Source organism: Flavobacterium plurextorum (assembly GCF_024638035.1).
Classification (GTDB): Bacteria; Bacteroidota; Bacteroidia; order Flavobacteriales; family Flavobacteriaceae; genus Flavobacterium; species Flavobacterium plurextorum.
Map to the genome: position 1 here is coordinate 4,585,650 of NZ_CP100442.1, position 25,291 is coordinate 4,610,940.

Below are 25,291 nucleotides of genomic sequence, written 5' to 3' on the forward strand. Positions count from 1 at the left end.
CTATGAAAATATCCATATTCCCAGCTTTTAATGGCGACTCTATACTTTTGGAAACCGAAATTTCAACTATACTTATTGATGGAGGTTATGTTGACACATATAAAAAACACATTAAACCCAAACTTAAAGAATTAGGAATAAAAGACAAAAAAATATCTCACTTAATTGTAACACATATTGATAATGATCATATCTCTGGAATCATAAAGTTAATCGAAGAAAATAAATTCGATGAACTTATTGTAGTTGAAAATGTTTGGCATAATTCATTTCAACATATTGTAGATATTGACGATGGTCTTGTTTTTAAGGGCAAGGACATTTCCGAATTATCTATAAATTATCTTCTAAAGAAAGGTAATGATTCAAAAGATAAAAATATATCTGCAGTTCAGGGTTCAACATTAGCTTCCTTTTTAAAAAAATATAATCATAAATGGAACTCCGAATTTGACAATAAGGCTATTTCTGTTGATTCTAAATCCGAAATTATTAATAACGATTTGACTTTTAAAATCCTCTCTCCAAATAATGAAAAACTAAGAGAATTAAAGAAATACTGGAAAAAAGAATTATATATAAAAGGGTTTTCTTCCGATGAAAATCTATCCGATTTCAATGAAGACGCTTTTGAATACATTTTATCTTTAGAAAAAGAGAAAAGAAAACTTCGTAAAAAAAATGTATCCGGTTCTTTCGATATCGAAAAATTACTGAATGATCCATTTATTGAAGACGATGCAGTCACAAATGGTAGTTCAATATCATTCATCATTGAATATGAAAATTTGAAAATTCTTTTTCTAGCGGATTCTCATCCATCAATCATTATTGAGAATTTAAATAAACATTTTAAAAAAGAAGAATTTCCAATTAAATTTGACTTAATAAAAGTAGCTCATCATGGCTGTAAAAACAATACAAGTCCAGAACTGCTTAATTACATCGACTCAGAAAATTTTATCTTTTCTACAAATGGTTTAAGTCATAACCATCCCGATGAAGAAACTATTGCTAGAATAATATCTAGAAAAACAGTATTTAAAAGGAATTTATATTTTAACTACCCGATACAAGCAATTGCCTCTTTTAAAAAAGATGATTTAATGAAAGAATATAATTTTACAATAATTGAAAGTGTTGAAGATAAACCAATAGAAATTAATTTTAGCAAATGAATAGAATAATAAATCCTCAGCAAATTCAAAGTTCAACAGTAAAAATTATTTATAAAAAAGAACAGGGAACTGGCTTTTTTGTAACCAAAAGCATTATTATAACAGCATATCATACGCTTTTGGATATGGTAATTGATGAAGACAGCATACAAATAATCCTTAATGATTATTCTATACAAAAATGTAGAGTATTATCGATTGATGAAGACAATGATATCTGCCTTTTAAGTTGTGAATATGAAAACCAATATTATTTACCATTAAATAAAATACCCATAAGAATAAATGAAAATTGGGAGTCTTACGGTTTTCCCTATCAAGGTGAGCAAGAAGGATTGCGAATATATGGCACAATAAATCAATTAGTTGAAAATCAAAAATATGATTTTACTATTAATTGTCATGATATAAATACTGATTACAGTTATGATGGACTTTCCGGCTCTTCAGTTGTTTCCGGAAATAAAGTTATAGGTGTCATATTAAAACAGCTAGATGATAAAATCGGTGTTATTTCTATATCCAAAATTATTGATTTATTGCAAAAACAAAACATACCTATCCAATTTGAGGAATCTATAAATGAAATTCCCAAACAACTTGAAGATGACATCAAAAACATCATCTCAAATTATGATGTTATTAATCGATTGGATGAGAGTATTAAAGAAAGTGGAAATTGGATTTTACTGGAAGGGAATCCTGGAACAGGAAAAACTTTTAATGTAGCTTCTTACACTTCTGAGGAAGAAAATGTTATTTTAGGTAAATACTTTACCAAAGTTCCTAATGATGACAAACCTAAAAGTTTAAGAGTATCTAAAGAATATTTTTTAAATTGGTTTGAAGAAACAATATCGTTAACACTGACTGGTAATATTCCGCCAAGAAGCAATGAAACCTTCAATAAAAGAATAGAATTATTAGGCTATTTATTCATAGAATTAGGTTCATATCTAGATAGAATAGAGAAAACTGGAGTGTTTTTTATTGATGGTATAGATGAGATAACCTACATAGAAGATTTTTTAGGGATTATACCGGAAAATATTCCAAATAATATCAAAATAGTATTCTCTTGTACATCTAAAGAAATATTGCCTAGCAATATAAAAAATAAAATTGATCCAAAACAAAGCATTTTGGTTACACCACTCGATCAAGGTCAATGTGAGTTTTATATTCAAAGAAACCTGAAAGACAAAATTAATTATGAAAGCATCCAGAAAATCGCTTTAAAATCAGAAGGACATCCTTTATATTTAAGCTATTTAATAGATTTCATAAAACTATCGGATATTGCTGAAGATGATGACGAGTTAAATAAATGGATCGATAGCATCCCTGTTATTAGCGGTGATATTGTAAATTACTACAATACAATTTGGGACAAGATTTATGAAGACAAAAATAAGTTGTGGATCTGTCTATTATTATCACAATTAAGACAAGCTATAGAAAAAGATGATTTTTTTGAAATTCTTACACCTGAAATAAGAAGTAATTTTTATTCCATTTTTCCGAAAATTAGTTATTTAATAAAAGGTAATGAGTTACTCGAAATTTATCACAACTCATTCAAAGACTTTATTTTAAACAAAATTCCTTTATTAAAGAAAGATTGCAACGATTTAATTGTGGGTTTCTGTGAGAAACAACCAGACAATAAGTATTCTATAACCAACAACCTTTATCACTATTCATTATCAAACTTTCCCGAGAAAGCAGTCTGTAATTGCGACCAATTATGGGCAGATAAAATGTCTATTCATCATATAGAACCAGATTTGATTGTCGCAGATATTAAGACTATAATTGGATTATCAATTGAGTTAGGACAAACAACAGAAGTAATTAGGCTGTTATTACTACTTCAAAGAATAGACTTCAGATATAATAGTGTCTTTGTAGAATACGCCCATGAAATCACATTAGCATTAATTGCTAATAAAAAATATAATCAAGCGATAAAATATATTGTAAGAAGAGACACATTGCTTATTAGTATTACAGACGCTATCCATTTTTTACAACATTTTTATGAAAATGAGGCTTATGAAGAAATAGATATTTTGACCAACGCATTAGATAGTGAGTATAGAAAATTAATGGATGAAGGCTTAAAAGGTAAAGGGGTAAGTTCTTCAACTTTTATTGTACAGGCACAAACAATAATATTAGACAGTAATAACAATCTTAAAAACTCTCAAGAAGGTTTACATGACTATCTAAACAGATTAAGAAAATTTTCAAAATATTCAGATGATCCAAATAATCATATTGACAATGAAAATTATCAAACTATACAGTTTGTAAGAGATTATTGTTGCGCTTGGTATAACGCATATTTGTTGAGAAAATTCAATATTAATATGGATATCGAAGGGATGATAAAAGTTCCCGGAATAAAAATAAATGAGACCTGGACCGGAATCTATGCTATATCATTGTTAATCTATAAAAAAGAGATAAATAATTTCAATTTAAAAAATCTTTATTCTAATGATAATGAGAAAACATTAATAAAAGACATTGAATTGTTAATTGAAAATTATGGATATCAAAAGGAGGAAAATGTTATTAGAAATATAATTTTAGCACTACTAAACAACACAGTAAGGCCAGATATATTAAAACCAATTATTAGTGAATATTTGTCTTTCAATAAAGCACTTGATATCAAAAATGAGAACGGTGTTGATTTTGAACATTTAAAATATAATGATTTATGTTTACATCATAACTGTTTAGGTTTTTTAGATGAAGATAATGATTTGGAGATTTCGCATAAATTTTGGAATCATACAAGTTGGGAAAATGATTTAATTAAATTAATAGAGGAAATACATTTTTTTGAAGGGAAATTATACTATTATAAATCTGCTAATCTACTAAAAGAAAAATCAGGTTTAATTAAAACCAAATTAGAATTAATAATAAAAAGTATTGGTTTTACATTTGATTATAGAAGTCATTGGGAAAGAGCTTATCAAATACCGGAACAAGTTTTTGCATTAGTATATTGTAAATTAATTAATTTAGTTCATGAGTTTGATTATGAAAGGCTAGAACTATTTTTAGAGTCTGTGATAATTAAGTCAACAGATCAATTAGGTCTATATACTGAAGGTTATCGAAAGGTATTAAATGAAATTATCAAATCATTAATACTAATCGAATATGATAAAGTGAAAATTTTGCCATTGGTGGAATTATGGCAGGACCATATTCTGCATGGTGTTCAAAACAGATGGGAAAGAACAGAAGAATTATTAAAAATTAATGAAATATATGGCATACTAGGTTTTGAGGATAAATCAAATAATGTTTTTCAAGAAATGCTAAATACTTCTATGGGGCCAAGTTGGTATAAAGAATCACAACTTACTCCAATTAACACAACTTTAAAAATTTTAAAATCCAAGCCAAGTAATGATGTTATTCGAAATTTTGCTTCTCTTTTGGATTATGCTTCCGGGGAAATGACATTTCAGCGATATGTAAAACATAACAAGGAAGATTTTATTAGTTCGTTAATAATAAATGATAGACTAAATGAAGCATTGGAATACTATAAATTTGAAGTTTTGCCAAATCCAAAGGTTATAATAAGAAATGCTGAAGTAAGCAATTTTGACGCCCCAAGAATTGGCGACGGATATTCTTTAGGAGCCCGAAACATAACAGAACAAAGTGGAATTTTGAGTGTATTGGAAAATGCAACTATAAATCCATATTTAAAATGGTCTTTATGTGAAATTTTCACTGTAAATGATGATATTTTCAGATACATAATAGACTATGGTAGGGAAATTGCCAATACACTAAATGAAATAGAAAAACTAGAAGATGGAAATATTAATTCCATAAGCAATAGTATTTCAGATTTAGTAGCCTCAAATTTTATAGAAAATGATGATAGGAGGAATTTACTGTTAGAAATTGGCAAACATCTATCAATCTCTAATGTTAAGAGACTTCAAGAAGATTTGCTAAATCATAATATACAGTGGGGGTTAAATGAAGATATTGAAAATAAGGATTCTATTGGGAAACCCAAAGAAAAAGGTAGCATTGATTTATTTAATGATGAAGTAAATAATGATGAAGTATTTAATAAGAATAAATTATTAAAGGAAGGATTAGAAGCTTTTGAAAAAGAAAGGAAAAGTATTTGGTTTAATAACTGGTCAAATAGTACTGATAAAGCAAAAGACAATATAAAATTACTTTTAGAAAATGATAAATCAGTAATGATAAATCTGAAAGAAAATATCTTAAAATTTGATAATGAATATTGGGTTATATGTAAAGAATTGATTTGGTTTCTTGAAAGCAAATTAGATGATTCTCAAATTTCTGAAATATACGAAACTGTGAATAAGCATTTTCACTACATAGTAAGACCAGATGATGAAGTAAAAGAAAAATATACTTGGCTTAATAATGATTTTAATAATCAAAATCCTGATGAATTAGTGACCAATTTTATCATTTGGCATTTAAATCATCCTGATAGCTACATTAAAAATAGGACCTCGGCTATTTTAGAACAATTAGCTATTTATTATTCCTCAGTAATTAAAAATTTGATAGATACTTGCATCTCTAACAAACCTGAACTTTCAACAGAAATATCTAGTCAAATTCTAGTAGAAATATCAAATAAAAATCCCAATTTAATTATTGATTTTCTAAATAAAAATCTTGATATGTTGGATGAAATTTCTAAAATTGAGCATTTTACGATAAAGAAAAATTTAATTGATGTTGCTGTAAATTTGAATAATAAAGGATATAATCAATTGCATTTAAAAATTCAAAGTACGATCCCAAAATCAATTTTACTTACAGGTGAAGTATTCTTAGAGGAAGATTATTTAGATTTGATTCAATATGAAATTGACGACCTAAATGAGGAATTATTATTAGATGAAAAATTTTGTTTAAAGCTGAATAAATTTATTGATGATTATTGTAATTCTTTAAAAAAAGCGGAAGTAGCCAAATCTGATAAATATCTCATACGAAGTTTTTATAGTGAAGAGGATTTCTCCGGAAGATATCAGTATTTGTTAAGACACGCACTTAATAATGCCATATCACATAGAGTCGATGAAAATAATATTGAATTAATTAACGAAATAATTAATGACCGTTATGTTTGAGAGTAGAAAAGGTAATAGAGATTCAAGAGCTGACTTTGAGAGAGAATTGAATATTTTGGGAGAAAATTTGAGAAATGGGAAGATGTTTTTTACAGAAGGTACAAGAAAGAGCACACGAGATTTAACAAAAGTTAGATTTTCGCCCAATAAAAGGGTCAATCTAAATACAATAACTGAAATGGTCAGGACTCTTGCTATGAGTGTTAATTTTGACAGAGAAAAAATTAATACAAACATTGAAAATGAATAAAAATAGATATGGAATGCCTCCACCAAAAACGAGATATGAAATGGAGCATAATTTAAGTTTAGTAATTGAGGATTTTATCGGAAAAATAGAATCCGATAATGAGGATCTAATCAAAAATGCAATGTGGGCTACTCATCGTCATCTAAAGGATGTTAAAAAGACCCCCAATGGAAGAATAAACATGATTACTTACAATGAACAAATTAGACTCCAAGCAAACATGTTAGAATGGATGAAAAATATGTAAATTTTACATCATTATTAACATTTATTCTAATCACTTTAATCTTAACTTTGTTTGATATGGCTTTTTTAAGTTTTTATCTAGTAACAAATGAATATATAGAACTAATTAATATTTATTATAATATTGCGCGCTACATTAATTTTGGATGGAATCTTTCAATTCAAAATGCTAATTAATAAGCAATCGTTGGGATTGAAGTTTCCATAAAAAATTATATAGTTGACTCCAAACTAGGAAAATAATCTATGATGTTTCGTTTATCAACTCTCCAATCATCTAGCATTTTAAAACAAAAACGACTAATATTGCTCTTTTTTTCAAATGTAAGTGTATTAGAAATAACATTGTTTGAATTTGCTGTATCAACAATTCTTATAAATTCAATATTTCGTGCAATAAAATAAATTACATTGGTTAAATCCTTCTCAATTTTATTTGTAATTGGTTTTGAGTCAAAAGATCTTTTAGCTAACCATTCTAAAAAAATAGATTTAATTTTTAAATTATTTTCAACCTTCCAAATTTTAAGTAATCTTACAATTCTTTGCTCTCTGTAATTTAACTTTAGAGATAACATTTGCTTTTCATGATTTGTCTTTTTATATGTTGGTTTTTCAAAAAAACCAATTTTATTGACAAATAACTGAACGTCATTTTTTCCATTTTCAATTAAACGAGTTGGAATTATATCTATTCTTTTAACCTCGTTTCCGAGTTGGATTCCGATTCCAATAGAATGTTTTTGTTCTCTTATTTCTTTAATTTCTTTGATTTTTAATTCGTCAAAGATATAATCAGAAATAGTATCATATACACTAGCAATAGAGCCAAAATCTTTTTTAAAACAAAGTTGAATATCTACATCAGAGCCATAAATAGATGTGCCCTTAATAACTGAACCAGTAATTTTAGGCTTCAATGCCAACTCCGATTTAAATTTTGACTGAAAGTTTGATTTTAATTGTTCCGCTTTGTTCAAAAGTAAGGTATTGTCATCTTTGTAATGATTCAATGTTTTATGGAGATAATTTGGGACACTATTAAATTCCAAAAGGACTTTATTCATCTTGTTATCACGTATAGCACCTAAAATTAATCCTCCAGTTCCGCCAACTAAGGCACCCTTACCTGCGGCAACAAAAAGTTGACTCCAATCAAATTCGCTGTTTTGGTCATTACTATTGAGTTGTTTAAATGCATTAATAATTGCATTTCCTACTCCAAATATTAAAGCCCCATTTTGAGCATATTTTTTTCCTTTATTCATCTTTATATCTTTTCATCAATTTCAAATCCAACAGCCTTTGCATAAGCGTTCAAGTCTATGGCTGCTACTGTTCCAATAGACTGTTGCAAATATCTTGTGAGTTGAAGAAAAAAAGTGACTAAGGAATTTTCTTTTTCACTAAATGTTGTGCTACTAAAAGTCCTTTCAAGGTAGTAATTTGTTATACGTTCCTCAAAATTTGTGTTTGATATATTTTCCTCACCATCATAATTCACATAAAAGCTCCCATAGTCTACTGCACATCCCATTTCAATACTTTGTAATCCAGTTAAACTTTTTAAATGTGATTCAATAGTAATATTATTCTTTGCATAGGTATTAGTACTAGCTAATATACCTCCAACTATTTTTGTCAGTGCTCTAGGATTTTGAGGTATTCCAGCATTAATTATACCAACCGATGTTCTCTTTAATTTCCTTACACTTTCAATTTGGATGTGCTAACTTAGCATGGAGTTCTAGTTAAGAACTAAATCTTAACTTTAGACCATGAAAGAGAATCGTAAAACTTATGACCGCAATTTCAAAGAGAAAGCAGTCCAATTAAGTTATGAAAGAGATAATATCTCACAATTAGCCAAGGAACTTGGAATAACAGCACCTTTGCTTTACAAATGGCGTCAGGATTACCAAGAATTTGGAACAGGAAGTTTTCCTGGGAAAGGAAAATTAAAACTTAGCCCTGAACAGGAAAAAATCCATGAGCTTGAAAAAAAATTAAAAGAAACAGAATTAGAACGTGATATTCTAAAAAAGGCTATAAGCATCTTTTCCAAGGGAGGTCGATGATTTATCTTTTCATAAAAGACCATGAAAAAATATATTCGATTGAAAAGATGTGCAAAGTTTTAAAAATAAGTCCAAGCAGCTACTATAATTGGAAGCGACAGATTCTATCAGAAAGACAGAGGAAGACTGCTCTGATTAAAGAAGAAATTACGTCAATATACTTTAATGCTAAACAACGATATGGAAGCCCAAGAATTACTCTGGAACTCCAAAGCCAAGGATATCAGATATCCAGAATAACTGTAGCTAAATACATGAAGCAGTTAGGATTGTACAGCAAATTGAGTAAAAAATTCAAAGTAACAACCAATTCAAAACATAATCATTTTGTTGTGCCAAATATCCTGAAAAGAGAATTTACAGTAACCGAACCAGCAAAGGCTTGGGTTTCAGATATCACCTATATACAGACAAAGGATGGATTTTTATATTTGACCATCATTTTAGATTTATTTGACAGAAAGATAGTCGGCTGGAGTTTAAGCAATGGACTAAGCACTAAACAAACTACAATGACGGCTTGGAAAATGGCAGTTAAGAATAGAACAATTGCAAATGATTTAATATTCCATTCTGACCGAGGAATCCAATATGCCAATAAAAAATTTACTAATGTATTGGATTCTTATAAAAATATCACAAGAAGTATGAGCCGTAAAGGAGACTGCTGGGATAATGCGGTTGCTGAAAGTTTTTTCAAATCTTTAAAAACGGAATTGGTTTATGGAAGTAAATTAATTTCTAGAGAACAGATGGAACTTGAAATTTTTGAATACATCGAAATTTGGTATAATAAAAAAAGAAGACATTCGGCTTTGAACTATAAAACAATTGAAGAATTTAACAAACTAACTAATTATAAAAATGTAGCTTAACTTTTTCTCCAGTTTTTGTTTGCATATCCATAGTACTGTTCAATCCTTGTGCTATTTTTGAATCAACATGAAACAATATTGGATTAATTATTCCGACTTTAACAAAAGGAGATATTAAGAACAATTCATTTGATAAATCATCTACTTTATTACAAATTCCTGACAAAAATGAGTATTCTGATCTACATACATTTTCAGGCTCTTTAATATCATAATCAACTACATCAATGCTTGTACAGCCACATCTTGTCAATGTCTTGGCAACCATACTACCTATTGCGCCTATCCCAATAATAAGTATTTTGCTTTTAGTAATATTTTCGGTTAATCTACCTCTTCCAAAGAAATAATCATAAGAACAATTTTTAGTAATACCCCATACAATATCTTCATCAATAAATCCTCCTTTCCATACTTTGTCTACTTTATAAGACTCAATTGGAAATTTTCCGATTTCTAAAATAGCAACCTGCCAATGTATTTCTTTATCTGATATCCTATAACCTATTAAAAAAGGAATTGGTTTTCCATTCAGTTTCAAATTGGTTTTCTGTACACTATAGAGGAAATTATGAAGATTTTGATTAACTAAACCTTCTAGATCTTCCCAATTGCTTATTATAAATTTACCCATCTTAGCAGGAGGATTATCTAAAAAAACATATATACCAAGGTCTTTGTTGGGTAATTGTTTTATAAAACTACTCCATTTGCACTCTGTAATCTTTTTACTTGAATAATCTCTGAATTGTTGAATAACATTATTAAAAATAATCTTTTCATGATACAGTCCGTTATTTATTTTTGAATACTCGAAAAAACCAAATTGCTGATTGCTGAAAATATAATCGACTTCAGTAAACAAAAAAGAAAAATGATTGCCCTTAAATTCTTTAGGCTGTAAAATTAAATGTTCATAATGCTTGTCGCTATCTTTATTTAAGTAATATTTCCAGATCCACCTTTTTAGTGAATTAATATCTATCTCAATTTTTTTCTTTAAATCTGTCTGGTGAGAGGTGTGCCTGCATATAGCTCCGTCTCCCATCACATGACCATATTCTAAATAATCGCTGTTGGAAAAAGTAATAGATTCTGTATCCATTCTTTTTAATGGGTACTCAGGATAAATCTTAACATCAAAAAACAAGCAATCGTCTGTTGACTCAACTGGAACTTTAATTTTTCCAACTATATTAAATTCTAAATCTGAACTAAATGAGGTCTCAATTGAAATCCCATTTAGTTCAGAAAAAATTTGCTGGATTGTATTTAGTCTTTTGTCTATCATTTAACCGAATCTTTCATTTTTTGGTGGATTAGAATAGAATCCGTTTCCTTTGTTTTCATATTTGTTATCACTTTCTTCTTCCTTAAGAAATTTTGAATTTTCAGGGAAATACGTTTTGATATTTTCATCGTTATTCTCAATTCTTTCAAGCATATTCTTCATGTCATCAGACAGAGTCTGTCTCTCTGTTGTCGTTAAAGTATCAATTAAATCATTAGAACCATTTCCTGGATCTTTCAATGTAAAACTTTCGCCAGTAACTTCGTCTCGGATATATTGCAATACGGTTTCTAGCTTACTCCATAAATTCCCCGACACATCTTTATTGTCAAAAGCTTTAATTGTAATCAATTCTAAAAAGAAGGATTTCGCAGGGTTATTATACTTGGTATTCTTCCAGATTTTAAGCAGACGGATGATCTTTCTAATGGAATCTTTTTCTTTTGTTGCTCTATCTTTAATATTCTTGATTTGGGCCTGCACATTGGTTTTAATTCTCTCGCTGCCTTGGTCAAAGTTTCCATATTTGTAGTAAACGTAGAGATTAAGGTTTTCATCATCTTTGTATTGATCTTGATTTAATTCACGCCCTGGTACAACATCAATTTTTACAACATCCCCGTCTTCATCTGCAAAAAACTCAATTCCAATAGAAACTTTTTGTTTTCTGACATTTGCCTCATCTTTGAATTTCTCATATAAAAAATCAAAAACATCTTCGTACATCTGCTTTAATGTGCCATTAGAACCAAACGCATTTCTTTTAAAAGGGCATACCATATCAAAATCAAATTTGGTATTCATAGCAGTATTTTTTGCATAGGAACCAGAATTAAAAGGAGAGTAAATATTATTTTCATACTTCTGCTCTAAAGCCTCTTTAACTTCTTTGTTTTTGTCTTTGTGCTTATTTAAAAGCTCCTCCTCTTTGGTAATTTGATGCGTTTTAATTACCGAATCTAAATGTAAACTCTTATCCATATTTATAATTATTTAATTGCTTTCATTGATATTAAATTGTCTAAATTATCTTTTGTTGTAGCATTTGCATCGCTCCTTAAATATTCTTTTCCAGCACTCTGAACATATGTTACCTTAGATTTAATACTCCATCCAGGATAACCCCATACTACCGTCTTAATAATATTCCCTTTTTTTAGTAATGCTATGGTATCTCCCTCTGAAGTTTTAACGCCCATGCTGAAGGAATCTCCATCATTTACCGGATGCAACATTACATGTGTAATATTGTCACTCGAATCTTTCCAAACACCAGATATTAAATAGTTTGCTGACTTGCTCATAATTTATTTTTTAAGTTAAACCTCTCGTATACATTGTAATGCTATATAAAATTCATAAATTGCCATTGCTATGGAAATTTTTTCTAAAATTTAAGCATTACTATATAAATGAAGTCAGATAATAGAAAAGTTGCAACTTTTGATGAGAAATGCAGAGCACTTCAGGAGGTTTATACTTCGGAATTTTATGCTATTCTTTTCAAACACGCTATCATAAGGCTTAAGACTGTTTTTGCAATCAAATACAATCATCAAAAGGGATTTAGAGGTATTATGATTGAAGACATGATTAATGATACAATCGAAGCCTTCTTAAGAGAAGGGGGGCGGAACTGGTATCTTGATAAGTTTCCTGATTTCCGAAAGCAGATAATAAGTGCATTAGATAGTGTCATTTCAAACACATTAAACGCTGAGCTTGATAAAGCAAATGAAACATTTGAAATTATGGATAATGATGTCGAAATGTCTTTTGACGATTCCGATTACCAATCATTATTATCTATATGCCATGATGAATTAACAGCTATGGGAGCGACAGATGATGAATTATTATTGTTTGAACCATATATAATTAATGGTATGAAACGAAACGATTTGTCAGAGTTATTAGGCATCGGGATCGATGAACTGACAAATATTAAAAAGCGATTAGATCGCAAGTTACCATTTATAAAAGAAAAATTGAAAGTGTTGAATTATGAAAAATAACTTCATCAAAAAGATAGACGAGGCAATTATCTCCCAAATTATTGACGGAGATTCTAGTAGCTATAATGAAATTCTTAAAGAGGAAGGTTTCGATATTAATGATATTGAAAATTATGCTCTTAAAAATTTCCGTAAACATTCATTTCTCTTAAAAGGTTACATTAATAAGCAGAGAGACAACGATTTATTAGAAAAAGCTTCTGCATTACTACAAAGTGCAATCGAGAAAAATATTGACAAACCAATTAGTTATTTAAAATCTTTAATTGCAAATAATCAATTTCAGGTACAATATAGAAATTTAGATAATCTAGGAATTGATGAGATTAAAGAAATTATTAAAGATCAAAATTTATTAGAACTACTGGAACAATTGGAAAATGATCAGAAATAGTAGAGGTTCAAATAGAGCTAAAGCGCTATTGGAAGAAATTGGCTTCGATGAAATTACTGATATTCCTTTGGATATTTTTGTTGCCGGACTTGGAGCAACATTAATAGAACAAAAATTGCCAAGTTCGGACGGTAAAATTATCAGAGGTAATTCCAAAACATTAATAAAAGTAAACTCCAATATTCAGTTTGAAGAGAGAAAAAGGTTTACTGTCGCCCATGAAATCGGACATTTTTTACTACATGACAAACTAGATTTAGAAATTCACGATGAAACATCCAATACACTAAACTGGTTTAATAATGCAGAGCAGCAAGCAAAAAAAGGAATTCAGGAATGGGAAGCTAACGATTTTGCATCAGAGCTTTTAATGCCAGAAGATATAATCCGGAAAGCTGCATTTAAAAAAAAATTCTCTCCAGATTTAGTAAAAGAATTATCAGAAAGATTCAAAACCAGTTTAACCTCAATTATTTATAGATTATTATCATTAAATATCTATCCCTTATTTGTTGTTTTTATTAATAATGGTCAAGTTAAATATTGGAGTAAGTCAGATGGTTATTGGATAAAGATTAAAGAAATTACTAAATTATCTCCTCCTGAAGATTCTGTTGCTCAAGAATATATTGATGCTAAATATGATTTTTTATATTCAGGAAAAGATAAAGCGCAATCAATATATAAATCTACATGGTTCGAATTAAAAGATGATGAGGATGATAGCGATTTTTTCGAATATTGTATTCCATATAAGCAACTTAAAACTATAATAAGTGTAGTTTGGGAAGAATAAAGCATATTATTGTTTCTAATCTTTTGTACAATTAAATCTAAATATTACAAATTGTTTATTGGAATACACTTGTTCAAAACTAGATTGATATGATGCATAAAATGACTATATACGAAAATGAACCAAAAACATGGAAAGATTTACAAAACAAAGTTGCGGAGATTTTAACTGTATGTGGCTATCTGTGTGAAACAGAAAAAGACATAATTACTGTGAGGGAAAAAGTTAATGTTGATGTGTATGCAGAAATAAACAACCAAGTGTCTGGAAGCGTAATTATTTGTGAATGTAAATTCTGGAAAAAAAAAGTTCCAAAACATGTTGTGCACTCCTTTCGTACAGTTATAAATGACTACGGAGCCAATTATGGACTTATAATTTCAAAGATGGGCTTTCAGAGTGGGGCATTTAATGCAATTAAAAACACCAATGTTCAATTAGTCAATTGGACTGAATTTGAAAATACTTTCAGGGCAGAGTGGATCAGAAAAAAATTAATTGCCATTTCCAAGACGACAAAATCTTTATATGATTATGTTGGTGTCGGTTTTATGGTGTTCTTTAAAGAACAACTTTCAAAACTTCCTCAAGATGAACTTGAAAAATATCACTACTTGACGGAAAAATATTTTAACCCCGTTTTTGCCTCAGCAAATATTGATTACAAAAATGAAGAGACCAAAGAATTTGACATAGAAATGTTTGATAATTTTCTCCCTCATTATATGAGAGAATTAAATATTAATTTTTGTACTTCATATGAAAATTATTTTCTTCATTTAGAAAAAATCTGTACCGAAGGATTGGTCGAATTTGACAAATTATTTGAAGAAGAATTACGTCGATAAAATTAAAATTTCACAAACAATGGAAGGTGAAAGTTATTGTTTTTACACTCAAAGAGCTTACCCAGGTAGATAAAACTTAGTCCATTACCATTATAACTTCAATCAGGCTTAGAACCGTATCATGTAATATTTTTGATTTGTAAATATTTTATTTATAGTTTCAAAAAAATTTCAAAATTGGTATTAAGCGTTGGATCCCTGTCCATGACTGTTCAGTATTAAATTAATTAACTCTAGAATTTTCCCAAATTCTCTGAGTGCACCTATATGTGCCCTTTTTCTGAAGGCGCTGTGAAGACTCATAAACATTGGTTTAAAACAAGGGTTCTGGATGATACTGCTCTACAAATAATACAAACCATCACTTTAAATTTTATGGCTAAATAGCGGCACATGGATATTTTTAAATTAGAAAATCCAGTAAACAAAAGCATGTAACGTTTAGTTCTAAACTTTATTAATCTAAACTCTTCTTCTGACAAATCTTAAAAATCAATTTCTATAATAAACATAGCTATAACAATAAGAAATGCTCCAATAAAAATTATTTAAATCAAAAATTACCTACAACAGTTATAATAGGTTCATTTTCTCATAAGCTGTTTTTTTAATCAAAAAAAAACAATCTTATAGAAACTCTTTTTTATATTTCCTTGAAAATTGCGGGCTTTTTACGACACATATTGACATATCAAATTATTTTCTTTGCTTAAAAAAATGAATTTTATAGAAAGAACTACCTTAAGTTCATTTAGCGAAGAGTTAAAAAAAAGAAGAGAAAATATTTCAAAAAGTCACAATCAAATCGATGGAATTTTGACTGGTTTCTATGAACTCGATAATTATACAATGGGATTTAAATCTGGTGATTTAATCTTAATCGGAGGAGTACTTGGAATGGGTAAAACTTCTTTTTTATTGAACTTGATTAAAAAAATAGTTTTTGAGAAAAAATACAATGCCCTTTTTTTTCATTACAAATTAATAATCAACAAGTTATCTCTAGCGTTTTAAGTCAGCAATCAAATATAGCTCAGAATAATTTAAGTCCGTTACATTCAAATGAGATAGTAAACATTCCTTTATATTTAAATGATTTCCCGCACTCACAGTCTCAGACATTGAAGAAACTTTATCATTTCTCCCACCTGACTTTACCAACATTATTATGTTAGATTCCTTAGAATTATTAAGTATGAATAAAAATGATAAAGTTGGCAAAATTTTAAATAAACGAGAATTGACTAAAGTTGTTTTTAAATTAAAAGATTAGCGTTAAAATTAAATATACCAATTGTAGTACTTTCAAATCTTAAGTTAGCCCGGAAAGAAAATGGAGAAAAACTATTTAAACGACCAACGTTATTAGATTTAAGAACTTATGCACCGATAGATACTTTTGCTGATTTAATTTTACTTCTGTACAGACCAGAATATTATAAAATTGAAGAATGGGATGATGATGAAAACACATCTGCAAATGGCGAAGCTGAAATTATTATTGCTAAAAACAATTATGGAAAGCTTGCTAATATTAGAATAAAATGGAATGTTTTTAAAGATTCCATCTGAAGTTTAAAAATAAGCAGAACGAAGATTATTCATCAAATTAGCTAGCTTTCTTAACAAATCCAATCTTCAAAAAAGTACTTAATTAACAATATATCCGTCAACAAATCTACCTTTCTGACTTTTTTTACATCATCATTTAAATTCAGGTAGTTTTACTTTAAAATCTAGATAGCGGAATTGCGAGATTTGCAGGTAGTAAGAATACAAGATATAATTATCAAAAAAAGTACTGTTTTACGGAAAACCGTTTTTTACTCAGTATCTTGTTTCTTATTTTCACACCTGCATCACTCTGCCACAAAATGACAGACTAGTGGTTTACTTTTGAAAAATAAAACCAATCAATTATGTCCAAATTAATATATTTCAAAAGATACCTTTATATCATAGATCGCTTAAGAAGCCACAACTGTGACTTCAAAGATTTACAAAAGCATATTATTCGTAAATTAGAAAATGAAGACATTGACACTAATTTTGAATATTCTGTTCGAACTTTTGAACGTGACAAAAAGGATATTCTGGATATTTTCGGAATTGTAATTAATTACAACCGAAAAGACAAAACCTATAGTATTGATGAAGAAGAAATAGAAGATCAATCGGTTACACGAATAATGGATGCTTTTTCTATTCATCATGCCTTGCAAGAAGGAAACAAGTTGTCCCCTAGTGTTTTTCTAGAAAAGAGAAAATCATCCGGTACGGAAAACATTCACGGTATTATTCATGCCATACAGAATCTTTATATTACAAAATTCACACACCAGAAGCATTGGGATAACTTTAGCACTAATCGTGAAGTTTATCCTATTGCTATAAAAGAATCTCATCAGCGATGGTATTTAATTGCTTTAGATAAAAAAGATGATAAAGTGAAAACTTTCGGACTTGATAGAATTTCAAATTTAAATGTTACAGACACTAAGTTTAAGCCGATTAAATATAATGTGGAAAAAGAATTTCAGCACGCCTTCGGTGTAGAAACTTATTCTCCAGCGGAAAAAGTAGTTCTCGAATTTGTTAACAAGCAAGGAAATTACATTAAAACCTTTCCTCTTCACGAATCTCAAAAGATTATAAAAGAGAATGACGATACGCTACTTATAGAAATTTACATACATACAACCAATGATATTGTAATGGAACTATTGAAATACGGAGCAGATGTAAAAGTCATCTCTCCTGCTAGGCTTCAAAATGAAATGAAAAATAGAATTTTACAAATGACAAATCTTTATATTTAATGAACACATTTACTGCGATAGATTTTGAAACTGCCACAGGTTATAGAAATAGTATTTGTCAAATCGGATTAGTTAGAATTGAAAATGGAATAACTTCTAAAGAAATAAATTTACTAGTTCAACCACCCGGAAATTTCTATTGGAATCAATTTAGCGACATTCATGGAATCTCATCAAAGAAAACAATTAACGCTCCTAATTTTAATCAAATCTGGCAAATCATAAAGCCATATATAGAGAATCAAAATGTAGTGGCTCATAATGGTTTTGGATTTGATTTTCCTGTTCTTGAAAAAACACTTCAACATTTTAATTTACCAATTCCTAACTATAATAAAATCTGTACTTATAAAATTTACAAATCAAACTTATCTAACTTGTGCAAGCAACATAACATTCTGCTAAACCATCACGATGCACTGAGTGATGCTAAGGCTTGTGCGGAGTTGTATTTAAGAAGTCTCAAAAATTAAAACACAATATAATAACTAGTATCTATGATTAATTTAACGGAAAAACCAATAGCTGAGTTGTTGGGAATGAATTTTCTTATCCCATCTTACCAGAGAGGTTATAGATGGACAAAACAACAAGTTCAAGATTTATTGGATGATATTAATTCGTTCACTCCTCTACCAATTAGTAATTCAAACAATAAAACATGGTATTGTTTACAGCCTATCGTTGTAAAAGAATGTGATGAAGAAACGAAAAAGAGAAACAATCTATCTGGAGTTTGGTACGAAGTAATTGATGGTCAACAGAGATTAACAACAATTTTTCTTATCATTCACTATGCAAATGAAATGTGGGTTGGAAAACAAAAAATTAGCGAATTTAACTTGAAATATGAAACTAGAGATAAAAGTTTTGAATTTCTCAAAAATCAAAAAATAGATGATTTGAAAAACAGTGCTGTAATCAACAATTCAAATATTGATTTTCATCATATCTCAAATGCTTATGATACGATTCACAAATGGGTTCTTAATTACAAAAACAAATTCAAAGTCGAATTTGACAATAATAATTTTCAGTCAAAATTCAAATCCGATTCTAAAGTAATATGGTATGAGGTTGCTTCTGATAAAGATTCTATTGAAATATTTACTCGTATCAATATGGGTAAGATTCCGCTAACTAATGCCGAATTAATTAAAGCTCTTTTCTTAAATAGTTCAAACTTCAAAGATTCTAACAGTGAAACAATTAGATTAAAACAATTAGAAATCGCCTCAGAATGGGACAGAATTGAATATGCTCTACAAAACGATGAACTTTGGTATTTTATCAATAACTCTGAAAATGAATTACCTACAAGAATTGATTATATTTTTCAACTTATGGAAAGTATTGAAGGAGCCCAAAACACAAAAGATAAAAACTCCACTTTCCGTTTTTTTGCAGAAAAATTTAAAACAAAATCTAAAGATGAAATTGATGCAAACTGGAAAGAAATTAAAAGAATCTTTCAAACAATTGAAGAATGGTTCTATGATAGAGAATTGTATCACAAAATTGGTTATTTAATTGCAACAAATACAAACATCAAAGACTTACTAAAGGACGTTAAAAACAAGAAAAAAGATGAATTCAAAATTTTTGTAGACTCTGAAATCCATAAGAAAGTAAATATTGATTTAGCTAATTTGGAATACAAAAACGGATCTGTAAGAAATATTTTATTACTGCACAATATTCAGACAATGCTGAATTTTAAAAAGGAAACAAGCAGATTTCCTTTTAATAGATTTAAGGATAAAAAAATTGGTTGGGATATAGAACATATACATGCAATTGCTACAGAGGTCAAAGTAAAAAAAGAAGAGCAAATAAATTGGCTAAAGCTTAATTACATTGCAACAGATGCTGATGACGACGTGAATAAAAAAATTAAGGACATTTTACAGAATGAGGCACCGGTAGAAGAATTTGATGAGATAATCAACTATGTTTTAGGAGAAGAAGATAACAACATAAGGAATCTTTGTTTATTGGATAGCGGAACGAATCGTTCTTATAAAAATGATTCTTTTAAAGAGAAAAGACGAAAAATTATCGAAAACGAAAAGAATGGTGTATTCATTCCTATTTGCACAAAAAATGTCTTCATGAAATATTATTCTAAAGAACTTAAAGATTTAGAAGTATGGAATGAAACTGATAGAGGATCATATTTCACGGATATTGATACTATAATTTTCCCACACAAAAAACAAAGCTAACATGAGCAACAATACACTAGAAAACGGAATAGGCTTTTGGCAACTTATTTCTAAAAATAAAATTGAAATCCCAATAATTCAGCGTGACTACGCGCAAGGGCGAAATGATGATAAAACTAAAATAATTAGAAATGTTTTTCTATCAAGTCTGATTGATACCTTAGAAAATAAAAAGACTTTAGAACTAGATTTTGTTTACGGAAATGTCAACGAGAAGGTTTTACAGCCACTTGATGGACAACAACGATTAACTACACTTTTTTTACTGCATTGGTATCTTTATTTAAAAACAGATAAATCGACTGAAAACAAAAATGCTTTGCTAAAATTCACTTATGAAACACGCACTTCGTCTAGAGAATTTTGCGCTGAATTAGTTGAAAATCATGATGATTTAGGAGAAGGAAAAAAAATCAGCGAAAAAATATCTGATTCTAATTGGTTCTTCTTATCATGGAAAAAAGATCCGACAATTAAAGCAATGCTGACAATGCTCGATGCTATTGAAGAAAAATTAGAAGTGAAAAGTGAAGATGAAATGGCCGCTTTTTTCAAAAATCTTACTTCTGAAAATCCTCCTATAACGTTCCTGTTTAAAGAACTTAAAGATATTGGCTTAACAGATGACCTTTATATTAAAATGAATGCTCGAGGTGTGCCTTTAACTGATTTTGAAAATTTTAAAGCACGTTTTGAAAAACATATAGACGATAATAAATGGGAATTACAAGAATCCAATCTTCTCGAAAAAACTTCGCACAAGATAGACACTTCTTGGACTGACTTATTTTGGAAACATAGAGGCACTGATAATTTAATTGATGATGAATTTATTAAATTCATAGCTGGTATAGCAATTATAAACTACGCCAAGAACAAAGAGTTTTTAGAAAATGAAAAAGAATTTAGCGAGGTAAAAAAAATACTGCTTGAGAAAAACAAAAACACAACGGATGAAGCTGTAAAAACTGAAATAATAGAACGTAGCATTCAGCGTCTTTTTAATAATCCGAATGCTGTAAGTCCAAAAGATTTCCCTACAAAAAATGCTTTTGAATACTTAAAAAACTGTTTAGATATCTATTCTAAAAACAAAAACGATGAAACTTTCCCTTCGGATCTTAACCTTTGGGATTATTGCAAAAAAGGAACTGTTGATATAAGTAGCGACACTAAAACAGAAAATAATTTATTCATAGAGTTTGTTAAGAATGGTGAAACAACCTATAAACAAAGGGTTTTATTCTTTGCACAAACAGTATATTTATTAAATGCAGATACAATTAATCAAGAGTTTTTCTCTCATTGGATGAGAGTAGTACGAAATATAACGCACAACGCAACAATTGACAGTGCTTCTGGTTTTGTAGGTGCTGTAAATCTTGTGAATGAATTATCAAAAGGATGCTTAAATATCTATGAATATTTAGTTCAAAATAAAATCGAATCCACTTTTTCAAGAACAGAAACTGCTGAAGAAATTTTGAAATCTTCAATTATTACAAATCCTTTAAATAATAAAGTTTCTATTTTCTCTATTGAGGACACTAAGTTCTTTAGAGGGAAAATCAAATTTGCTTTGCATTGTGTCGATTTTGAAACCAATCAAAGTGCTTTTGACGAAAATAAATTAAATGCACTGCACAAGGTAATTAATGAACATTTAAATTTTGATGATGTATCAGCAAAATTCAGGTCTGCTATGTTTACAGTAAAAAACAATGATTTTTATGAATATTGGCGCAGTTGGAGTTATGGAACAGATACTCATAAAAGGTGTTTAATTGAGAACACTTCAGATTTAAAATGGAATTTTACGCAGGGTTATTATGGCGACTATTTAAAAGAATTATTATTAAAACTGATTGACAAATCTTTAGATGAAATTATAAATGAATATTCGTTTCCTGAACAGATGCCTAATTGGAAGCGCAGATTAATTAAAGAGCCTGTCTTACAAGAAAAGTATGCTGAATCGCGTTATTTTGGTATTTCAAACGACAATAAGGCCTTTCTTTTTTACAATAGAAAACGACCAAATAGCCGTCAAGATTGCAAAAAAATTGAATAGCCATAATATCTAAAAAGGGAAAATGCAACATTCATTGTATAACGTTCAAATTAAAAAGAGGCTTATCGCCTCTTTTTTTACAGCTATTTTTTTCTTACCGTCACGTTTTGACATACTAGCCTAATTTCTTTGCCTTATGGGAAAGCCGAAAACCAAATTAGAGTAGGCAAAACTTAAAGCAAAATACTATGTCACAAATGATTACCAAGGGAGAAGAATTAATTAGAATCAATCCTACTAACAACAACAAGATTGAATACTCAACAACATCTGCCAGGTCATGGCATGTAAGATATTCTGGATCTTCTTACGGTAATTTTCAAGATTTAACAGACAATGGCAAAGAAATCCTTGCTACTACTTCAAAAGGTCTTTACTATTCAACTACAAATGGAAGAAGCTGGCATAAAAGAAGCTAAAAATATCTTCTGACTAATACAAACGACGCACTTTGACAGTGTGTCGTTTTATTTTTACATTGTATTCAACTAACAAGTTTTCTTATGATTCTCAATTATGATGAGCTATTAATCTGCATTAAAAAGATAGAAAAACAAATCGCTACTCTTAAACTTAAACAGCGTAACCTTATTCATGGTCTAAATTTTTCAAAAACACGAGAAATATTTGCGCAACAGCAACTTTTAGAATTGCAAGTCTTAAATTATATAACTTATTATCAGGAAAAGATAAAGAACAATCATTTAGAGAGTAAAATTTACAGCAATAAATTAGGCACCTTAAAAGAAAACTATCGGTCGCAAACAAATGTTATTGACTTTTTTTTCTGTTTAAAAGAATTGACAGCAGAATACAATGAATTTCTAAAAGACCTGAAGCATTTTTATAAACTAAATAGATCCGAAGATGTAAAATCGATAAAAGAAAAAATCAAAAATCATATTTCGCTTATGGAGGAAATTTTTCTAGAATTATCTCGCATAATCCTTTTGCCAAATTTAAACATTGATGATAATCAAATTAAGGATTTTAATTCGTACAACATGTTTTTTCATGAATATTATAATTCGAAACTACTCCAACTCGAAAAAGAATTGCATTCAAAACAAACAGAATTAAAATCATTTAAAACGCTTCTGAATTTTAAGATAGTAAAATCAATTAGGAGAGAAATAAAAGCTATTAAAGCTGAACTTGAAACAATTCATTCTACCAAAAATAATTTAAAATTTATAGATCAGATCAAATGGGAATATATAATTACGTAGACTTATCTAAAATTGATATATTAAATACAAAAGAAACCATAACTGCAAAAGGTTTCAGTTTTAAAAACTGAAACCTATCTTAGTGGCTTATGCTCCTGCTCCTAGCGTTTGAATAATACCAACTGTCCAAATGATTGGTTTCCATAAGACAATAAAACCAATAATGGATAATATTGAAAAAACTGTCCAAAAAGAAAAGCCATAAGCCAAAGTAAAATCAGGGAAGTAGCTCAAAAGAAAATAATAAACCCCAAATGGAATTGCAAGAAAAGCTACAACTACCCAAACAATACATTTTATAAGAAATACGACAATATTTAATAAAACTTGAAATAACATAAATTTTGATTTTTTTATGACTTACGTCTGGTTAATATGAGTTAATTTAAAATAATTTGTATTTTATTTTTTAGAGTTATCGGATGAAGGTTCATCTTCTAAAGCAGTGATTAGGCCTGTTACTAATAGAGAAAGCCCGACGCCAATAACGCCTCCCGTTTGCGGATTTTTGCCCAAATGATTTGCAATTGCCATTCCTGCAGCGGCTCCTGATGTCAAAATGGTACTTAAACTACTAAAGTCCATTTCTTGATTCTGTTTTTTAAAAAGATTTTTCATAATGATTGGTTTTAAAAATTTATGCTGCAATAGTAGATCAGCGGACTGTCAAATTGTGTCAGCAATAAATTATTTTGAAACCAAATCGACTGACAAGTTTTGTCATTATAAAACAATAAGTTTGTGATATAAAACAAACGGTATGAAAAAAAATCAGAGTTTAAACCTAACGCAATTAAGAAGAATCAGTTTATTACTGGCCTATTTAAAACGAAATCCATACAAAACCAAAAAAGATATTTTAGATTATTTTGAAGACATTGAAAGAAGCTTCAACGAGCGCACTTTGTACAGACTTAATGAAACGCTGTCTAATAATTTCGGAATTGAAATTGTATTTGATTATGCCAATAATGGATATTTTTTTGATGAAGAAAATAGCACTAACCCAGAATCATTCTTGAGTTTATTAGAAATTTTGACTACAGCCGAACTTTTTTCTACGAATTTCAAAGAAAAAAACAATGCCTTGTCTTTTGTAGAATTTGAAAACAAAGCCGCAATAGAGCATATTCCTAATTTCAAAATTGTTTTGGATGCTATACAGCAACAATTGCCCATAACTTTCAGACACAATAGTTTTTATCATTTAAAAGAAGAAGATTACAACTTAAAACCGTATTTCCTGAAACAATACCAAAACCGCTGGTATGTTATTGGAGAAACTGACAAAGGTTATCGAACATTTGGAATTGATCGACTGAATGATATTACAGTTGACACTAAAAAATTTAAGCGAAAAACAGAAGAGGCCATTGATAAATTTAGAAATGTAATTGGTTTGAATTATATAGATCATAAAATGGAAAAAATAAAACTGTCTTTTCACATTTCACAAAAACCATATATAGTATCACTTCCTTTGCACCATTCTCAAAAGGAAATTAACGTCGATAATCAAAAGTCTTTTGATATTGAACTAAGCATTCATCCCAATTTTGAATTCCGTCAACAGGTTTTAAAATATGGGAGTTTGGTTAAGATTTTAGAACCAAAATGGCTTGCGCTAGAGATTAAAGAGGAATTGAAAAAGGGGTTTGAAGGGTATTTATGAAATTATAAAGTTTAAAATAATTAAATTGCGTGACCTTTTTTATATAAATCGACTTCCATTTTGCACTTTTGAGCCATCCTGTTGTCCAAGTTTTTTTTGAAACCAATTTTTATGTTTGGAGCATTTGCATTTCAGA

The 25,291-nt window shown here is 29.1% G+C and carries 24 protein-coding genes and 1 pseudogene; 18 read left to right on the plus strand and 7 right to left on the minus strand.

Annotated elements, in window-relative coordinates; translation table 11 throughout:
* The first annotated feature begins 2 nt into the window (after nt 1-2).
* Genes NLG42_RS19935 through NLG42_RS19950 form a run of 4 tightly spaced genes read left to right on the plus strand, consistent with a single transcriptional unit; the run spans nt 3 to nt 6,843 of the window.
* Entirely contained in the window at nt 3-1,178 is a 1,176-nt protein-coding gene (locus tag NLG42_RS19935) for a ComEC/Rec2 family competence protein (RefSeq protein ID WP_257682079.1), read from the plus strand.
* Nucleotides 1,175-6,346 carry a serine protease gene (locus NLG42_RS19940; RefSeq protein ID WP_257682080.1) on the plus strand — a complete coding sequence of 1,724 codons (5,172 nt, stop codon included), beginning with the start codon at nt 1,175-1,177 and terminating at the stop codon, nt 6,344-6,346. Before NLG42_RS19935 ends, NLG42_RS19940 begins: the two co-directional genes overlap by 4 nt.
* Nucleotides 6,339-6,596, plus strand: a complete 258-nt coding sequence (locus NLG42_RS19945) for a hypothetical protein (protein WP_257682081.1) — start codon at nt 6,339-6,341, stop codon at nt 6,594-6,596. Before NLG42_RS19940 ends, NLG42_RS19945 begins: the two co-directional genes overlap by 8 nt.
* Nucleotides 6,589-6,843: a hypothetical protein gene (locus NLG42_RS19950; RefSeq protein WP_257682082.1), complete on the plus strand. Its 255-nt coding sequence runs from the start codon at nt 6,589-6,591 to the stop codon at nt 6,841-6,843. Before NLG42_RS19945 ends, NLG42_RS19950 begins: the two co-directional genes overlap by 8 nt.
* A gap of 211 nt (nt 6,844-7,054) precedes the next feature.
* On the opposite strand, the gene NLG42_RS19955 is transcribed toward NLG42_RS19950, so the two are convergent.
* Together NLG42_RS19955 and NLG42_RS19960 are read right to left on the minus strand one after the other, a co-directional pair.
* Nucleotides 7,055-8,110, minus strand: coding sequence for a nucleotidyltransferase family protein (locus NLG42_RS19955; RefSeq protein WP_257682083.1), 1,056 nt, complete (start codon nt 8,108-8,110; stop codon nt 7,055-7,057).
* 2 nt (nt 8,111-8,112) lie between these two features.
* Nucleotides 8,113-8,379: a hypothetical protein gene (locus NLG42_RS19960; protein ID WP_257682084.1), complete on the minus strand. Its 267-nt coding sequence runs from the start codon at nt 8,377-8,379 to the stop codon at nt 8,113-8,115.
* A 241-nt stretch (nt 8,380-8,620) separates the two neighbouring features.
* On the opposite strand from NLG42_RS19960, the pseudogene NLG42_RS19965 reads away from it, so the two are divergent.
* Nucleotides 8,621-9,795: pseudogene (locus NLG42_RS19965) on the plus strand (IS3 family transposase).
* Here the strand turns inward: NLG42_RS19965 and NLG42_RS19970 are convergent.
* Genes NLG42_RS19970 through NLG42_RS19980 form a run of 3 tightly spaced genes read right to left on the minus strand, consistent with a single transcriptional unit; the run spans nt 9,773 to nt 12,390 of the window.
* Nucleotides 9,773-11,086, minus strand: coding sequence for a ThiF family adenylyltransferase (locus tag NLG42_RS19970; RefSeq protein ID WP_257682086.1), 1,314 nt, complete (start codon nt 11,084-11,086; stop codon nt 9,773-9,775). The pseudogene NLG42_RS19965 and the gene NLG42_RS19970 sit on opposite strands and share 23 nt — an antisense overlap.
* Nucleotides 11,087-12,067 (minus strand): nucleotidyltransferase family protein, encoded by a 981-nt coding sequence (locus NLG42_RS19975; protein ID WP_257682087.1) that lies wholly within the window; start codon nt 12,065-12,067, stop codon nt 11,087-11,089.
* A gap of 8 nt (nt 12,068-12,075) precedes the next feature.
* Nucleotides 12,076-12,390: a DUF3892 domain-containing protein gene (locus NLG42_RS19980; RefSeq protein ID WP_257682088.1), complete on the minus strand. Its 315-nt coding sequence runs from the start codon at nt 12,388-12,390 to the stop codon at nt 12,076-12,078.
* Nucleotides 12,391-12,498: 108 nt separating this feature from the next.
* Here NLG42_RS19980 and NLG42_RS19985 point away from each other — a divergent pair, with 108 nt between their 5' ends.
* From NLG42_RS19985 to NLG42_RS20035, 12 genes are all read left to right on the plus strand, one after another.
* Nucleotides 12,499-13,101 carry a hypothetical protein gene (locus NLG42_RS19985; protein ID WP_257682089.1) on the plus strand — a complete coding sequence of 201 codons (603 nt, stop codon included), beginning with the start codon at nt 12,499-12,501 and terminating at the stop codon, nt 13,099-13,101.
* Nucleotides 13,091-13,495 (plus strand): hypothetical protein, encoded by a 405-nt coding sequence (locus NLG42_RS19990; protein WP_257682090.1) that lies wholly within the window; start codon nt 13,091-13,093, stop codon nt 13,493-13,495. The genes NLG42_RS19985 and NLG42_RS19990 overlap by 11 nt, the downstream gene beginning before the upstream one ends.
* Nucleotides 13,482-14,291 carry an ImmA/IrrE family metallo-endopeptidase gene (locus tag NLG42_RS19995; RefSeq protein ID WP_257682091.1) on the plus strand — a complete coding sequence of 270 codons (810 nt, stop codon included), beginning with the start codon at nt 13,482-13,484 and terminating at the stop codon, nt 14,289-14,291. Before NLG42_RS19990 ends, NLG42_RS19995 begins: the two co-directional genes overlap by 14 nt.
* A gap of 89 nt (nt 14,292-14,380) precedes the next feature.
* Nucleotides 14,381-15,139, plus strand: a complete 759-nt coding sequence (locus tag NLG42_RS20000) for a restriction endonuclease (RefSeq protein ID WP_257682092.1) — start codon at nt 14,381-14,383, stop codon at nt 15,137-15,139.
* 717 nt (nt 15,140-15,856) lie between these two features.
* Nucleotides 15,857-16,153 carry a DnaB-like helicase C-terminal domain-containing protein gene (locus tag NLG42_RS20005; protein WP_257682093.1) on the plus strand — a complete coding sequence of 99 codons (297 nt, stop codon included), beginning with the start codon at nt 15,857-15,859 and terminating at the stop codon, nt 16,151-16,153.
* 246 nt (nt 16,154-16,399) lie between these two features.
* On the plus strand, nt 16,400-16,711 hold the full coding sequence (locus tag NLG42_RS24540) for a DnaB-like helicase C-terminal domain-containing protein (RefSeq protein ID WP_413614448.1): 312 nt from the start codon (nt 16,400-16,402) through the stop codon (nt 16,709-16,711).
* A gap of 347 nt (nt 16,712-17,058) precedes the next feature.
* On the plus strand, nt 17,059-17,958 hold the full coding sequence (locus tag NLG42_RS20010) for a helix-turn-helix transcriptional regulator (RefSeq protein ID WP_257682094.1): 900 nt from the start codon (nt 17,059-17,061) through the stop codon (nt 17,956-17,958).
* Nucleotides 17,958-18,431: an exonuclease domain-containing protein gene (locus NLG42_RS20015; RefSeq protein ID WP_257682095.1), complete on the plus strand. Its 474-nt coding sequence runs from the start codon at nt 17,958-17,960 to the stop codon at nt 18,429-18,431. The genes NLG42_RS20010 and NLG42_RS20015 overlap by 1 nt, the downstream gene beginning before the upstream one ends.
* Before the next feature lie 24 nt (nt 18,432-18,455).
* A complete protein-coding gene (locus NLG42_RS20020; protein ID WP_257682096.1) occupies nt 18,456-20,183 on the plus strand; it encodes a DUF262 domain-containing protein in 1,728 nt (575 codons plus the stop codon).
* A 1-nt stretch (nt 20,184) separates the two neighbouring features.
* Nucleotides 20,185-22,254 (plus strand): DUF262 domain-containing protein, encoded by a 2,070-nt coding sequence (locus NLG42_RS20025; protein ID WP_257682097.1) that lies wholly within the window; start codon nt 20,185-20,187, stop codon nt 22,252-22,254.
* Nucleotides 22,255-22,451: 197 nt separating this feature from the next.
* The gene (locus tag NLG42_RS20030; protein ID WP_257682098.1) at nt 22,452-22,673 is read left to right on the plus strand and encodes a hypothetical protein; all 222 of its coding nucleotides are present in this window, start codon (nt 22,452-22,454) and stop codon (nt 22,671-22,673) included.
* Nucleotides 22,674-22,757: 84 nt separating this feature from the next.
* Entirely contained in the window at nt 22,758-23,483 is a 726-nt protein-coding gene (locus tag NLG42_RS20035; protein WP_257682099.1) for a hypothetical protein, read from the plus strand.
* An 87-nt stretch (nt 23,484-23,570) separates the two neighbouring features.
* Here the strand turns inward: NLG42_RS20035 and NLG42_RS20040 are convergent, their stop codons facing one another.
* Entirely contained in the window at nt 23,571-23,822 is a 252-nt protein-coding gene (locus NLG42_RS20040) for a hypothetical protein (RefSeq protein ID WP_257682100.1), read from the minus strand.
* 63 nt (nt 23,823-23,885) lie between these two features.
* Nucleotides 23,886-24,101 (minus strand): hypothetical protein, encoded by a 216-nt coding sequence (locus NLG42_RS20045; protein WP_257682101.1) that lies wholly within the window; start codon nt 24,099-24,101, stop codon nt 23,886-23,888.
* Between the two features lie 142 nt (nt 24,102-24,243).
* Between NLG42_RS20045 and NLG42_RS20050 the strand changes: the two genes are divergently transcribed.
* Nucleotides 24,244-25,155, plus strand: coding sequence for a helix-turn-helix transcriptional regulator (locus tag NLG42_RS20050; RefSeq protein WP_257682102.1), 912 nt, complete (start codon nt 24,244-24,246; stop codon nt 25,153-25,155).
* Nucleotides 25,156-25,291: the final 136 nt, after the last annotated feature.